This is a genomic window from Nocardioides fonticola (assembly GCF_039536805.1).
Classification (GTDB): domain Bacteria; phylum Actinomycetota; class Actinomycetes; order Propionibacteriales; family Nocardioidaceae; genus Nocardioides; species Nocardioides fonticola.
Genome location: NZ_BAAAZH010000011.1, coordinates 109,352 through 122,293 on the forward strand (window position 1 = coordinate 109,352; position 12,942 = coordinate 122,293).

13 protein-coding genes are annotated in these 12,942 nt (G+C 73.2%); 12 read left to right on the forward strand and 1 reads right to left on the reverse strand.

Annotation, left to right across the window (positions count from 1 at the left end; all coding sequences use genetic code 11):
* Nucleotides 1-66: 66 nt before the first annotated feature.
* Genes ABD671_RS07305 through ABD671_RS07320 form a run of 4 tightly spaced genes read left to right on the forward strand, consistent with a single transcriptional unit; the run spans nt 67 to nt 2,705 of the window.
* Entirely contained in the window at nt 67-714 is a 648-nt protein-coding gene (locus ABD671_RS07305) for a hypothetical protein (protein WP_344732626.1), read from the forward strand.
* Nucleotides 715-768: 54 nt separating this feature from the next.
* Nucleotides 769-957 carry a ferredoxin gene (locus ABD671_RS07310; RefSeq protein WP_344732628.1) on the forward strand — a complete coding sequence of 63 codons (189 nt, stop codon included), beginning with the start codon at nt 769-771 and terminating at the stop codon, nt 955-957.
* A complete protein-coding gene (locus ABD671_RS07315) occupies nt 954-2,132 on the forward strand; it encodes an NAD(P)/FAD-dependent oxidoreductase (protein ID WP_344732629.1) in 1,179 nt (392 codons plus the stop codon). The genes ABD671_RS07310 and ABD671_RS07315 overlap by 4 nt, the downstream gene beginning before the upstream one ends.
* Nucleotides 2,133-2,159: 27 nt before the next feature.
* On the forward strand, nt 2,160-2,705 hold the full coding sequence (locus tag ABD671_RS07320) for a TetR/AcrR family transcriptional regulator (RefSeq protein WP_344732630.1): 546 nt from the start codon (nt 2,160-2,162) through the stop codon (nt 2,703-2,705).
* A 64-nt stretch (nt 2,706-2,769) separates the two neighbouring features.
* Here ABD671_RS07320 and ABD671_RS07325 read toward each other — a convergent pair whose 3' ends face one another.
* Nucleotides 2,770-4,179 carry an aldehyde dehydrogenase gene (locus ABD671_RS07325; RefSeq protein WP_344732631.1) on the reverse strand — a complete coding sequence of 470 codons (1,410 nt, stop codon included), beginning with the start codon at nt 4,177-4,179 and terminating at the stop codon, nt 2,770-2,772.
* 232 nt (nt 4,180-4,411) lie between these two features.
* Between ABD671_RS07325 and ABD671_RS07330 the strand changes: the two genes are divergently transcribed.
* The 8 genes from ABD671_RS07330 to ABD671_RS07365 all read left to right on the forward strand — a co-directional run.
* Entirely contained in the window at nt 4,412-5,188 is a 777-nt protein-coding gene (locus ABD671_RS07330) for an MlaE family ABC transporter permease (RefSeq protein ID WP_344732632.1), read from the forward strand.
* Nucleotides 5,188-6,042, forward strand: a complete 855-nt coding sequence (locus tag ABD671_RS07335) for an ABC transporter permease (RefSeq protein WP_344732633.1) — start codon at nt 5,188-5,190, stop codon at nt 6,040-6,042. The genes ABD671_RS07330 and ABD671_RS07335 overlap by 1 nt, the downstream gene beginning before the upstream one ends.
* A gap of 68 nt (nt 6,043-6,110) precedes the next feature.
* Nucleotides 6,111-7,316, forward strand: coding sequence for an MCE family protein (locus tag ABD671_RS07340; RefSeq protein WP_344732634.1), 1,206 nt, complete (start codon nt 6,111-6,113; stop codon nt 7,314-7,316).
* Nucleotides 7,313-8,398 (forward strand): MCE family protein, encoded by a 1,086-nt coding sequence (locus ABD671_RS07345; RefSeq protein ID WP_344732635.1) that lies wholly within the window; start codon nt 7,313-7,315, stop codon nt 8,396-8,398. The genes ABD671_RS07340 and ABD671_RS07345 overlap by 4 nt, the downstream gene beginning before the upstream one ends.
* Nucleotides 8,395-9,423, forward strand: a complete 1,029-nt coding sequence (locus ABD671_RS07350; RefSeq protein WP_344732636.1) for an MCE family protein — start codon at nt 8,395-8,397, stop codon at nt 9,421-9,423. The genes ABD671_RS07345 and ABD671_RS07350 overlap by 4 nt, the downstream gene beginning before the upstream one ends.
* Nucleotides 9,423-10,607 (forward strand): MCE family protein, encoded by a 1,185-nt coding sequence (locus ABD671_RS07355; protein WP_344732637.1) that lies wholly within the window; start codon nt 9,423-9,425, stop codon nt 10,605-10,607. Before ABD671_RS07350 ends, ABD671_RS07355 begins: the two co-directional genes overlap by 1 nt.
* Before the next feature lies 1 nt (nt 10,608).
* Nucleotides 10,609-11,883 carry an MCE family protein gene (locus ABD671_RS07360; protein WP_344732639.1) on the forward strand — a complete coding sequence of 425 codons (1,275 nt, stop codon included), beginning with the start codon at nt 10,609-10,611 and terminating at the stop codon, nt 11,881-11,883.
* On the forward strand, nt 11,880-12,942 hold a 1,063-nt coding region (locus tag ABD671_RS07365), incomplete at its 3' end, for an MCE family protein (RefSeq protein ID WP_344732640.1). The genes ABD671_RS07360 and ABD671_RS07365, both read left to right, overlap by 4 nt.

A 12,942-nucleotide genomic window follows, 5' to 3' on the forward strand; every position in this document is an offset into this window, starting at 1 on the left:
AGGGCGGTGTGAGCCACGTCGCAGAATCATACTGTACGGTATGTTCTGACGATCAAGGAGAAGCCCATGACCGACCCCCGCACGGCGAGCCCCGCCGCCCCGGCCGCCCCCGCCTTCCTGGCCCTGCACGCCCTGCGCCTGCGCGGCACCGTCCAGCCCGAGCTCGCCGCCGAGATCGCCGGCCTCGAGGCCGCCGAGGCCGAGCAGCTCCTGCGCGCCGCCGAGGCCGCCGGCCACGTCTCGTTCCACGAGGGCCGCCGCGGCGGCTTCCGGCTCACCGACGCCGGCCGCGAGCAGTACGCCGTCCTGCTGGCCGCCGACACCGCCGGGGCCGAGGCCACGGCCGCGCTCGAGGCCGCCTACGAGGCGTTCCTGCCCGCCAACGTGCGCCTCAAGGAGGTCACCACGGCCTGGCAGATGCGCGACGGCGCACCCAACGACCACACCGACGCGGCCTACGACGCGGGCGTGATCGACGACCTCGCGGCCCTCGACGCCGACGTGCAGGGACCGCTGCGCGACGGCGCCGCCGGCTGCCCGCGGCTGGGCACCTACGCCGAGCGGCTCGCCGCCGTCCTCGGCCGCCTGCGCGGCGGCGACATCGCCGCCTTCGCCCGGCCGCTGGCGAACTCCTACCACGACATCTGGATGGAGCTCCACCAGGACCTCCTGCTCAGCCTGGGCCGCGAGCGCAGCGCCGCCGACGGCCACTGACGCCCCCCGCACCCCGCGAACCCCGCGAACCCCGCGAACCTCTGAGGAGCAGCCATGAAGGTCACCGTCGATCTCGACCTCTGCGAAGGCCACGGCCAGTGCGAGTTCGCCGCCCCCGACGTCTTCGAGGTCACCGAGGACGGTTCGGTCGACTACGTCGCCGAGCCGCCGGAGTCCGAGCGCGCCGCCGTCGTCAAGGCGGCTGCCGTCTGCCCGGTCCGCGCGATCACCCTCGAGCAGTGAGCGAGCCCGCCCGGCCGCAGCGGGTGCTCATCGTCGGCGCCTCGCTCGCGGGCGTCCGCACCGCCGAATCCCTGCGCACGCTGGGATTCGACGGCGAGATCGTGCTCGCGGGCGACGAGCCGCACCGGCCCTACGACCGGCCGCCGCTCTCGAAGGACTACCTCGGCGGCGCACGGCAGCCCGCCGACCTGCGACTCGACGCCACCCTGCCCGACGACGCCGTCCGGTGGCGTCTGGGTGCCGCGGCCACCGCCCTCGACCCCGCGCGCCGGATCGTCTCCTTCGCCGACGGCGGCGAGGAGACCTACGACCGTCTCGTGCTCGCCTGCGGCACCACGCCGATCGTGCCGCCCGGCCTCGACGTCGGCCTCGACGGCGTCCACCTGCTGCGCACGCTCGACGACGCCGACGGGCTGCGCGCCGACCTCGACGCCGGCCCCCGTCACGTCGTCGTCCTCGGAGCCGGCTTCATCGGTGCCGAGCTCGCCTCGACCTGCCGCGCGCGCGGCCTGGCCGTCACCCTCGTCGACGCCGCACCCCTGCCGCTCTCCCGGCCGCTGGGGCCGGAGGTCGCCCAGCACCTGCTCGACCTGCATCGCGCCGACGGCGTCGACTTCCGGCTCGGCGTGGCCGCCGAGGCGTTCACCGCCGAGGGCGGCCGCGTCACCGGCCTGCGGTTGGCCGACGGCGGCCACCTCGCCGCCGACCTCGTCGTCGTCGCCATCGGCGTGCGGCCCGCCACCGCCTGGCTCGCCGACAGCGGCCTCGCCCTCGACGATGGCGTGGTGTGCGGCTCCGATCTCGCGAGCCTCTCCCACCCCGACGTGTACGCGGTGGGCGACGTCGTCCGCTTCGAGCATCCGCTGGTCGGCGCACCCGTGCGCGTCGAGCACTGGTCGAACGCGGTCGAGGGGGCGAGCGTGGTCGCCGAGGCGATCCTCGGCGGGCAGCCGCGCCACCACGCCGTCCCGAGCTTCTGGACCGACCAGCTCGGGGTGAAGATCCAGGGCGTCGGCTTCACCGCCTGGGCCGACGAGGTCGAGGTCGAGGACGACGCCGGCGCGCTCGTGGCGACCTACCGCCGCGAGGGACGCACCATCGGCGCCGTCGCGTTCGGCCGTCCGCGCCGGCTCATCGCGGTGCGTCGCGAACTCGCCGCAGCCCTCGTCGGCTGACCGGCGGGGGAGTGGGAGGATCCAGCTGTGGCGCGCGTGACCCGGGAGACCTACCTGCGGGCCGGTCTGGAGATCCTCGGCGAGAGCGGCAGCGAGGGCCTGACCGTGCCCACCCTGTGCGAGCGCCTGGCCATCACGAAGGGCTCCTTCTACCACCACTTCGAGAGCCTGCCCGCCTTCCATACCGCGGTCCTGGCCTACTGGGAGCACGAGCACACGGTCGAGCCGATCGCCCGCCTCTCCGACGGCGAGGACGACGCGATCTGGCAGGTGCCGCGGCTCACCGAGACCGCCGTCGCGCTGCCGCACGCCACCGAGGCGGCGCTGCGCGCGTGGGGCACCAGCAACCCCGAGGTCGCGGCCTGCCAGGCACGCGTCGACGCCTCGCGGCAGGAGCGCATCCGCCAGGTGCTGATGGCCGTGGGCGTGGAGGCCAAGGCCGCCGGGCTGCTCGCCGATACCGCCGTCAGCGTGCTGGTCGGCTTCCAGCACCGGCCGCCGTTGGACGTCGCGCGGCTGCGCGCCATGTTCGGCGAGCTCAACCGGCTGATCTACCTCGAGGCCGGCGACTGACCGACCCGCTGCGCGCTGACCCGGGCTTAACGCAGGGGCTCGGCGTAGGGCCCAGCGCAGGGGTTCAGCGCAGCGCCGTGTAGATCGAGCGCAGCTCCTGGAAGGTCGCCAGGCCCTCGGGGCCGAGCTCGTAGCCGAGGCCGGAGTCCTTCAGCCCGCCGAACGGCGAGGCGACGTCGAGGCGGAAGCCGTTGATGCCGAGCGCGCCGGTGCGGATGCGCCGCGCCACCGCGAGACCGCGGTCGACATCCTCGGTCCAGATGCTGCCGGCCAGGCCGTAGGCCGAGTCGTTGGCCAGGGCGACGGCGTGGTCCTCGTCGTCGTAGGGCGTGATCGCGAGCACGGGTCCGAAGACCTCCTCGCGGGCCAGCGTGCTGCGCGGGTCGACATCGGCGAAGACGGTGGGCTCGACGTACCAGCCGCGGTCGATGTCGGGTCGACCGCCGCCGGCCACGAGGCGGCTGCCGTCGGCGAGCGCGCCGGCGATGAAGCCCTCGACGCGCGCCCGCTGGGCGGCGGTGGCGACCGGGCCGATCTGGGTCGCCGGGTCGAGGGGGTCGCCGATGCGCAGCGAGCGTGCGAGGCCGGCGTAGAACTCCACGACCTCCTCGTAGCGCGAGCGCGGGGCGAGCACGCGGGTGGAGAGGTAGCAGGTCTGCCCGCTGTTGAGCAGGGAGGCGGCGAAGACGTCGGCGGCGTGCGCGGGCAGGTCGGCGTCCTCGAGGACGACGGCGGCCGACTTGCCGCCGAGCTCCAGCGAGACCGGCCGCAGCAGTCGCCCGCAGGCCTCGCCGATCGCCCGGCCGGCCGCGGTCGAGCCGGTGAAGGCGACCTTGTCGACCCCGGGATGCTGCACCAGTGCCATGCCGGTCTCGCGGCCGCCGAGCACGAGGTTCACCACGCCGTCCGGGAGGCCGGCGGCGGCCATCTCCTCGGTGACGATCCGGGCGTCGAGCACGGTCTCGGGGGAGGGCTTCCACACGATCGTGCAGCCGGCGTGCAGGGCGGGCGCGAGCTTGAAGAAGGCCAGGGAGAGCGGGAAGTTCCAGGGCACGATCACCGCCACGACGCCGATCGGCCCGCGCCGCACCACGGTGGTGCCGCCGCCGGGCCGCTGCCGCTCCTCCTCGACCGGTTGGGCCGCGATCACGCTCGCGTAGTAGCCCAGCATCCGCGGTCCGACGACCCCCTCGGAGCCGGCGCCGATCGCGACCGGCATGCCGTTCTGGGTGCTCACCGCGTGCACGAGGTCGTCGCCGCGGGCAGCGAGCCGCTCGGCCAGGCGGGCGAGGACGACGCCGCGCTCGGCCGCGCTCCAGGTCGACCAGCCGGCGGGATCGTCGAAGGCCGCGCGGGCGGCGCCCACCGCGGCGTCGACCTCGGCGGGCCCGGCCTCGGGCAGGGTCGCGAGCACCTCCTCGGTGGCGGCGCTGACGACGTGGAGGTGTCCGGGAACGGCGGCGGTCACGGTCATGGCCGAGATCATACTGCGCGGTATGTTCGGCCGATACCCCTCGCGCGACTGCCTCATCGCAAATCCGATGAGCGCCGGCGCCCGATCTGGCACCTGATCCGGCGATCCTGCCCAGCGGATTCTGGCGAAACCGGTTGTTGACTCCGTCACACTGCATATGCTTATGTGACGAACGCGTCACAAACCGAGATCCGGGTGCCCCGCCCGGATCCAGGCCGATCGGAGGTCCCCCATGGCGGTGCTCGACGCCGTCCGCGCCCCGGTGCGGCCCCTCGGCGGCTTCTTCGCGACCGCGCTCGACACCGCGGTCGCCGCGACCCGCCTGCCGTTCCCGGGCCGGGAGTTCATCGAGCAGACCCGCTTCATCATCCGGGTCTCGATCGTGCCCGCCCTGCTGCTGGTGATCCCCTACCTCGGCGTCGTCCTCTTCCTCATCAACCAGCTGCTCGCCGAGATCGGCGCCCTCGACCTCGCCGGCGCCGCCGCCGGCCTCGTGGTGCTCACCAACGCCGCCCCCATCGCCGCCGTCCTGGTCGTCTCCGGCGCCGGGGCCACCGCGATCGCCGCCGACCTCGGCTCCCGCGTCATCCGCGAGGAGATCGACGCGATGAAGGTGCTCGGCATCGACCCCATCCACCGCCTCGTGCTCCCGCGCGTGGTCGCGATGACGCTCGTCTCGACGTGCCTCACCCTCATGCTCTCGGTGGTCGGCCTCGTGGCCGGCTACATCGTCTCGGTCGGCTTCCAGGGCGCCAGCCCCGGTCAGTTCGTCGCCAACCTCTCCCTGCTGGCCGGGCCCGGCGAGTTCTACTCCGGCCTGGCCAAGGGCCTCACCTTCGGTCTGCTCGGCGGACTCATCGCCTGCCACCGCGGCCTGGCCACCACCGGCGGCCCGAAGGCCGTCGGCGAGGCGGTCAACGAGACGGTCGTCATCTCCTTCATGGCCCTCTTCCTGGCCAACGCGCTCATCTCCGCCGTCCGCATCCAGTTCGGTCTGGGGACCCTCTGATGGCCGGCCTGGTCGCCGGCGGCGGCGACTCCCGCCTGCGCGCCCTGCTGCGCCGTCCCGGCGACGGCCTGGTCGAGGCCGGCCGCCAACTCACCTTCTACGCCCGGGCCTACGGCTCGGTCCCGCGCGCCGTGCGCCGCTACCGCGGCGAGACCTGGACCCAGCTCGGTGCGCTGATGTTCGGCTCGGGCAACCTGGCCAAGATCGGCGGCACCGCGGTCATCATCGCGGTCACCCTCGTAGCCGCGGCGACCGAGGCCACCCAGCTCCTCTACAAGACCCTCGAGCTCGTCGGCCTCCAGGAGTACACCGGCTTCCTCGCCGGCTTCGCCGACATCCGCATCGTGCTGCCGATCATCACCAGCGTCACGCTCGTGGCCACCGTCGGCGCCGGCTTCACCGCCGAGATCGGCGCGCGCCGCATCAGCGAGGAGATCGACGCCCTCGAGGTCATGGCCGTGCCGCCGCTGCCCTACCTCGTCTCGACCCGCATCGTGGCGGGCACGGTCGCCGCCGTCCCGCTCTTCGCGATCTCGATGATCGCGATGTTCACCACCAGCAAGATCCGCACCGTCACCTTCGAGGGCCTGCCCCCCGGCACCTACGACCACTACTTCTCGGCGTTCCTGCTGCCCGGCGACATCGCCATCGCCTTCGTGCAGACCGTCATCTCGGTGACCGTCGTGATGGCCATCCACACCTACTACGGCTACCAGGCCACCGGCGGACCCGCCGGCGTCGGCCAGGCCGTGGGCCGCTCGGTGCGGCTCTCCCTCATCGTCGTCCTCTTCCTCGTGCTCGCCACGAGCGTCCTGCTCTACGGCAACTCCGATTCGATCCACCTCTCGCGCTGACCCCCGGCCACCCCCCGCATCCCTCCCGTCACCGCACCACCCTCCCCACTCGCGAAAGAGCCGTCCCCATGTCCACGCCCCGTCGAGCCGCGCGCCCCCCGGCCTCCGACCGCACCCGCCTCCAGGTGCGCGGTCTGGGTGCCGTCGTCGCGCTGGCACTCCTCGTCGGCCTCGGCGTCGCCGTGCAGCAGCGGACCTTCGACGACAGCGTCCTGATCGAGGTGCGCGCCGACCGTGCCGGCCTGCTGCTCGAACCGGGTGCCGACGTCGCCCTGCGCAACGTCACGATCGGCAAGGTCGACTCCGTGCGACGCGAGGGCGACGACGCCGTCATCGGCCTGCGCCTCGAGCCCACCTACGCGCGACAGCTCTCCACCGATGCCTCGGCCGACATCGTCTCCCCGACCCTGCTCGGCCCCAAGTACGTCGACCTCACCCCGGGCTCCGGGTCGGCCGGCGGTCTGCAGGACGGCGACGTCATCGCCGCCGACCGCGTGCAGGTCGAGGCCAACGCCGCCTTCGAGGACCTCGTCGACGTGCTCGACACCGTGCGCCCGGCGTCCCTCAACACCGCCCTCGGCGCCCTCTCGACCACTCTCGACGGGCGCGGCACGCAGCTCGGCGACTACCTCACCCAGGCCGCCGACTACTTCGACCGGTTCAACAGCGTGCTGCCCACGATGGAGCGCGACCTGCGCACCACCGGCGACGTCGCCGACATCTACGCCGGCATCGCCCCGCAGCTGCTGCGGATCCTCGACTCGACCTCGCGCACCGGCGCGACCGTCACCCAGCAGACCAAGGCCCTCAGCGCCCTCCTCGGTGCGCTGGAGGAGACCAGCGACACCACGCGCGCCTACCTCGCGACCAACGCCGTCCCCCTCGACCAGGCCCTCGCCCTGCTGCGGCCGACCACCACGACCCTGGCCCGCTACGCGCCGTTCTTCCCGTGCCTGTTCGCCTCCCTCAACCAGGAGCGCATCGCCGAGGAGCCGGCCTCGGGCGGTCGCTACCCGGGCCTGTGGGTGCACCTGACGGTCGTGCCCGGCGCCGACGGATACGACCGCCAGAAGAACCTGCCGGTCGTCCGCGCCGACGTGCCGGGCTGCCTGGGCGGTCCGATCGGCCCGAACGGCCACTACCGGCCCACCGGCTTCGACGACGGCTCCCCGAACCTCGACGACACCGACGCGCCGGTCACCCTCCAGGACGCCGACTCGCTCTACCTCGAGCTCTTCGGCACCCGCATCGGCGTTCCGGGGGTGCCGCGATGACCGAGCAGCAGACCGAGCGCGTGATCGAGTCCGAGGCGACCGGGCGGGCGGTGGGCAACCGCCGTCCTCTGCCGCTCATGTCCCTGGGCGTCGTGTTCTTCACCCTGCTCGCGCTGGCCTCCGGCGTGGCGATCTACTCGGTCGTGACGAACGCCGCGGTGCGCGACGAGCACACCTTCCATGCGCGGTTCCGCGACGTGTCGGGCCTGCGCAAGGGCGCCGACGTGCAGGTGGCCGGGGTGAGCGTCGGCCACGTCGAGAGCCTCCACCTCGCCGACGACGGCCTGGTCGATGTCACCTTCACCGTCGCCAGCTCGGTGCCGGTCACCCAGGCCAGCACCGCGGTCGTCCGCTACCGCGACCTGCTCGGACGCCGTCTGCTCGAGGTCCAGCAGGGCACACCCGGGGCGGCGCCGTTGGCCGCGGGGTCGACGATCCCGGCCGACCGCACCCGCCCGGCGCTCGACCTCGACCAGCTCTACAACGGCTTCTCGCCGCTGTTCGAGGGTCTGGACGCCACCAAGCTGAACGCGTTGAGCTCCTCGCTGGTGCAGGTGCTCCAGGGCGAGGGCGGCGACGTCGAGGCGATCCTCGGGCAGGCCGCGAAGCTCACCGACACCATCGGCGACCGCGACCAGGTGATCGGCTCGCTGCTCACCAACCTCGACCGGGTGCTCGGCACCATCGAGACCCGCACCCCCCAGACCAACGCCCTCGTCGTCCGCCTGCGCACCCTGGTCTCCGGTCTGGCCGACGACCGCGCCGCGCTGGGCGAGGCGCTCAGCGGCATCGGGGGCGCCACCGACGACATCACCCGACTCGTCGCGCGGTCGCGTCCGGGCATCCGCGCCGACCTGCGCGAGATCGAGGCGCTCTCGAAGGTGATCAACGCCGACGAGCCCGAGCTCGACCGGCTGCTGCGGCGCGTGCCCGGCTACGAGGCGCTGGTCGGCCGCGTCGGCATCTACCAGTCGGCCTTCCAGTTCTACCTGTGCGGCGTCCAGATCCGCCTGCACCTGCCCGGTGCCCCGCCGGTGCTGACGGCGATGACCCGCAGCCAGGAACAGAGGTGCCAGTCGTGATCTCGCGTCTGATGAACAAGCGCTTCGCCGAGCGCAACCCCGCTGTGCTCGGCGTGGTCGGCGCCGTGCTGCTCGCGCTCATCGTCGTCGGCTCGCTCAGCGCGGCCCGCATCAAGGGCGTGCTCACCGAGCGCGAGTACCACGCGCGCTTCACCGAGGCCGCCGGCCTGCGCCCCGGGGACGACGTCCGCGTCGCGGGGCTGACCCTCGGCACGGTCTCCTCCCTCACCATCGAGGACGACCAGGTCGAGGTGGCGTTCCGCCTCGACAAGGACGTCCGGCTCGGCAGCGACACCCAGGCCGAGATCAAGTCGGCGACGGTGCTGGGGCGCAAGTTCCTCCAGATCACGCCGAAGGGCGACGGCGAGCTGGGCTCGGCCACGATCCCGGTGGCCCGCACCCGGGCGCCCTTCGACCTCCAGAGCCAGCTCGAGGGTCTCGGCGGCGAGGTGCAGCCGCTGAAGAAGGCGCAGCTCGCACGGGCGCTCGACACGGTCAGCGACACCTTCGCCGACACCCCCGACGACGTCCGTGCCGCCCTCGAGGGCGTGCGCCGGGGCGCGCGGGTGATCGCCAGCCGCGACGGTGCCCTGCTCGACCTGCTGCGCAGCGCCTCGCAGGTCAGCGGCATCCTCGCGACCCGGTCGGGCGACCTGACCACCCTGGTGCGCGACGCCAACGACCTGCTCGCCGAGCTGACCGCGCGCCGCACCGCGCTGCGCGCCGTCCTCATCAACGCCAACGCCCTGTTGGGTCAGCTGCGGGCGCTCGCCGAGGAGAACGACCAGCAGATCGGTCCGGCGCTCGACCAGCTCGCCCGGGTCTCCGACCTGCTCAAGCGCAACCGCGCCAACCTCACCGCCACCATCGAGGGTCTGCGCAACTACACCGGTTCGCTCGGCGAGGCCGTGAACGGCGGACCGTGGTTCTACGGCTACATCGCCAACCTCGTGCCCTCGAACATGGCCCAGCAGACCGTCGACAGCATCCTGTCGCAGACCCCCACCGTCGGAGGTTCCTCGTGATGCGCCGGACCGCCGCCTCGGCCGCGCGGCTGCGCGTCGCCGTCACCGTCGTGATCGCCCTCGTGGCCGCCGTGGCCTTCGCGGGCTGGCGGCTGACCGGCGACGGCGATCGCACCGTCACCGCCTACTTCGCCAGCACCGTCAACGTGCACCCGGGCGACGAGGTGCGCATCCTCGGCGTCCCGGTCGGCTCGGTGACCGAGGTCGACCCGTCGGCCGACCGGGTGAAGGTGGTGCTGCGCTACGACAGCCGCTACCGCCTGGCCGACGACGCCTCGGCCGCCGTCGTCACGCCGACGTTGGTGAGCGTGCGCTACATCCAGCTCAGCCCGCTCGCGCAGGACGGCGCGGCGGCGCTGGCCGACGGCGCGGTGATCCCCGAGAGCCGCACCGCCACGCCGCTGGAATGGGACCAGATCAAGGACCAGGTCGACGCCCTCGCCCAGGTGCTCGGCCCGCGCGGCGGCACGGACGGCGCGCTCAAGCGCGTCCTCCAGGTCACCGCCGACAACGTGCGCGGGCAGGGCGAGACGATGCGGGCCTCGCTGCGTGAGCTCGCCGGCGCTTTCGACGCGCTCTCGCGCGGCGGATCCGACCTCTTCAGCGTCATCCGCAACCTCGGCCGGTTCGTCACCGCCCTCCAGGCCAACGACGCCCAGGTGGCGCTGTTCAACCGGCGTCTGGCCACCGTCGCCGGCATCCTCGGCGAGAACCGGCAGAACCTCGCGGCCCTGCTGCGCAGCCTCAACGCGAGCACGGCGGTGGTGAGCGACTTCATCGCGCGCAACCGCTCGCGCATCGCCAGCACGGTCGTCGACCTCTCCGCGATCACGGCCAACCTGGCACGCAGCCGGCAGGCGCTCGCCGACGTGCTGCACCGGGCGCCGACCGCGGTGTCGAACCTGCACAACATCTACGACCCCTTCAGCGGCGCGGTCACCACGAGCGTCGCGGCCACGAACTTCAACGACCCCGCCCAGTTCCTGTGCGGGATCGCGATGGGCGCCGCGCCCGAGGGGGCGACCAGCACCCAGGCGCGTCGCTACTGCGAGACCGCGCTGCACCCGCTGCTCGACCTGGTGCGGGTGCCGAACGCCCCGGTCGGGGTCAACGGCATCGAACGCGACCCCGACAACGCGCCGTCGCCGTCCCCCAGCCCCTCGGGCCGAGCAGGAGGTCGCTGACATGCGCGCCCCCACCCTGCTCATCGCGGTCGCCGTGGCGGCCCTCGGCCTCAGCGGCTGCGAGTACGACGGCGTGACCAGCGTGCCGCTGCCCTACCGCGCCGGCAGCGGACCCGACGCCATCACCGTCACCGTCGACCTCGTCGAGGCCTCCGGTCTGACGCCCAACAGCGAGGTGAAGGTCGACGACGTCACCGTCGGCAGCGTCTCCGACCTGTCCGTCGACGGCTGGACGCCGGTCGCGACGGTGCAGCTCGACGGCGACGTCGAACTCCCGGCCAACGCGGTCGCGCGGGTCGGCCAGAAGAGCCTCCTCGGTGCCAAGTACCTCGAGCTCGCCGCGCCCACCGACGCCGCACCCGAGGGCCGGTTGGGCGACGGCGACACGGTGCGCACCGCCACCGTGGGCAACTACCCGCAGACCGAGCAGGTGCTGGCCTCGCTATCGCTCGTGCTCAACGGCGGCGGCCTCCAGCAGGTGCGCACCATCACCGACGAGCTCGACCGCGTGGTCAACGGCCGCGAGGGCGAGGCCCGTGCGTTCGTGAAGCGGTTCCGCGTCTTCATCACCAGCCTGAGCCGCCAGCGGCAGGACATCGTGCGGGTCGTCGATCGGCTCGATTCGCTCAGCCGCACTCTCGGCAGCGACGACACCCTGGGCACCGCGCTCGACACGCTGCCGCAGGCGTTCACGGCGATCGAGGAGAACCGCGCCCAGCTGACGCGGACGCTCACGGCGCTCTCCGACTTCGGCCGCACGGCTCGCGGCGTCGTCCGCGCCTCGGGCGACGACCTGGTGGCGAACCTCGAGGACCTCGAGCCCGCGCTGAACCGGTTGGCGGCGTCGGGTACCGACCTGACGAACTCGCTCTCGATCCTGCCGACCTACCCGTTCCCGGGGAACACCTCCTTCCCGAAGATGTTCCAGGGCGACTACGGCAACCTCTTCATCACCCTCGACGCCTCGCCCGACCTGCTGGCGCGCAACCTGCTGCACGGCTTCGAGCTGCCGGCCACCGGCGGCACCCTGCTCCAGGGTCCGCCGCTGGGCGCCGGTGACGGTCCGCCCGCCGCGGGCGCCCCGCTGCCGGATCTGCCCGGCGTGCTCGGCGATGTCGGCGACCTGGTCGGCGGCCTGCTCGGCGGGAAGGGTCCCGGCACGGGCACGGGCACGGGCACCGGCACCGGCACCGGACAGGGCGGCGTCCTCGGCGGACTGCTGCCGGGCCTGCTGGGGCGCACCGCACAGGACTCGGCCCAGGGAGGCACCCGATGAGCAGGCTGACCCGCCGCACCCGGTGGCAGATGGGGGTCTTCGCTGCGCTCACGGCGGCCACGGTGGGCTACTCCTCGATGGCCTACCTCGACGCACCGCGTCTGGTCGGCATCGGCTACCGCGACGTCGACGTCCGTCTCGCCGACGGCGGCGGCCTCTACCCCGGCTCGATCGTGACCCTCAGCGGGGTCGAGATCGGCGAGGTCACCTCGCTGCGCCCGAGCGCCGACGGGGTCGTCGCGGAGGTGCGCATCGAGGACGACGCGCAGGTGCCGACCACGGCCGTCGCGCGCGTGCGCAGCATCTCGGCCGCCGGTGAGCAGTACCTCGACCTCACGGCGCCCGCACCCGCGGCAGGCGCCAAGGTCGCCACCCTCGGCGACGGCGACACCCTCGACGCCACCGACGTGCCGCTGCCGATCACGACCGCCCAGCTGCTGCGCCGCGTCGACGACCTCGTCTCCGACATCCCGGCCGACGACCTCAACACCGCCGTCGACGAGATCGGCACCGGTCTGGGCGAGGGCGAGCAGGATCTCGGCACGTTGCTCGACTCGATCCTGCCGCTCCAGCAGCAGTTCACCGACAACCTCGACCCCACCCGCGACCTCATCACCCGCGCCGAACGGGTGCTGGGCACCCAGGCGGGCAGCCGATCCTCGCTCACCCGGGCGGCGTCCTCCCTCGACGCCTTCACCGACACCCTGGCCCGCTCCGACCGCGATCTGCGCGGTGCGCTCGTGCAGGGCCCGCGGTTCGCCGACCAGACCACGAAGCTCATCGACGCGTTGAGCTCCTCGACGCCGGGGCTGCTGCGCTCGGTCGTGCAGGTGCAGCAGGTGGTCTCGCTCTACGACGCCGGCATCCGCCAGGTGCTGACGATCCTCCCGGGCATCGCGAACGCCTTCACCACCGCGGTCAACACCTCCCCCGTCGACGGTGCGGTCTCGCTCTTCGCGCGCACCACGGTCAACGACCCGCCGCCGTGCACGAACGGCTTCGTGCAGAACCGGCGCTCCCCCCGGGAGACCACGCCGATCACGCCGCCGACCGGCGTGT

Excerpts from the sequence above, each read along its gene's own strand:
- ABD671_RS07305 (WP_344732626.1), top strand. The coding sequence starts at position 67 with ATGACCGACCCCCGCACGGCGAGCCCCGCCGCCCCGGCCGCCCCCGCC.
- ABD671_RS07310 (WP_344732628.1), top strand. The coding sequence starts at position 769 with ATGAAGGTCACCGTCGATCTCGACCTCTGCGAAGGCCACGGCCAGTGC.
- ABD671_RS07325 (WP_344732631.1), bottom strand. The coding sequence starts at position 4,179 with ATGACCGTGACCGCCGCCGTTCCCGGACACCTCCACGTCGTCAGCGCC.
- ABD671_RS07330 (WP_344732632.1), top strand. The coding sequence starts at position 4,412 with ATGGCGGTGCTCGACGCCGTCCGCGCCCCGGTGCGGCCCCTCGGCGGC.
- ABD671_RS07335 (WP_344732633.1), top strand. The coding sequence starts at position 5,188 with ATGGCCGGCCTGGTCGCCGGCGGCGGCGACTCCCGCCTGCGCGCCCTG.
- ABD671_RS07340 (WP_344732634.1), top strand. The coding sequence starts at position 6,111 with ATGTCCACGCCCCGTCGAGCCGCGCGCCCCCCGGCCTCCGACCGCACC.
- ABD671_RS07345 (WP_344732635.1), top strand. The coding sequence starts at position 7,313 with ATGACCGAGCAGCAGACCGAGCGCGTGATCGAGTCCGAGGCGACCGGG.
- ABD671_RS07355 (WP_344732637.1), top strand. The coding sequence starts at position 9,423 with ATGCGCCGGACCGCCGCCTCGGCCGCGCGGCTGCGCGTCGCCGTCACC.
- ABD671_RS07360 (WP_344732639.1), top strand. The coding sequence starts at position 10,609 with ATGCGCGCCCCCACCCTGCTCATCGCGGTCGCCGTGGCGGCCCTCGGC.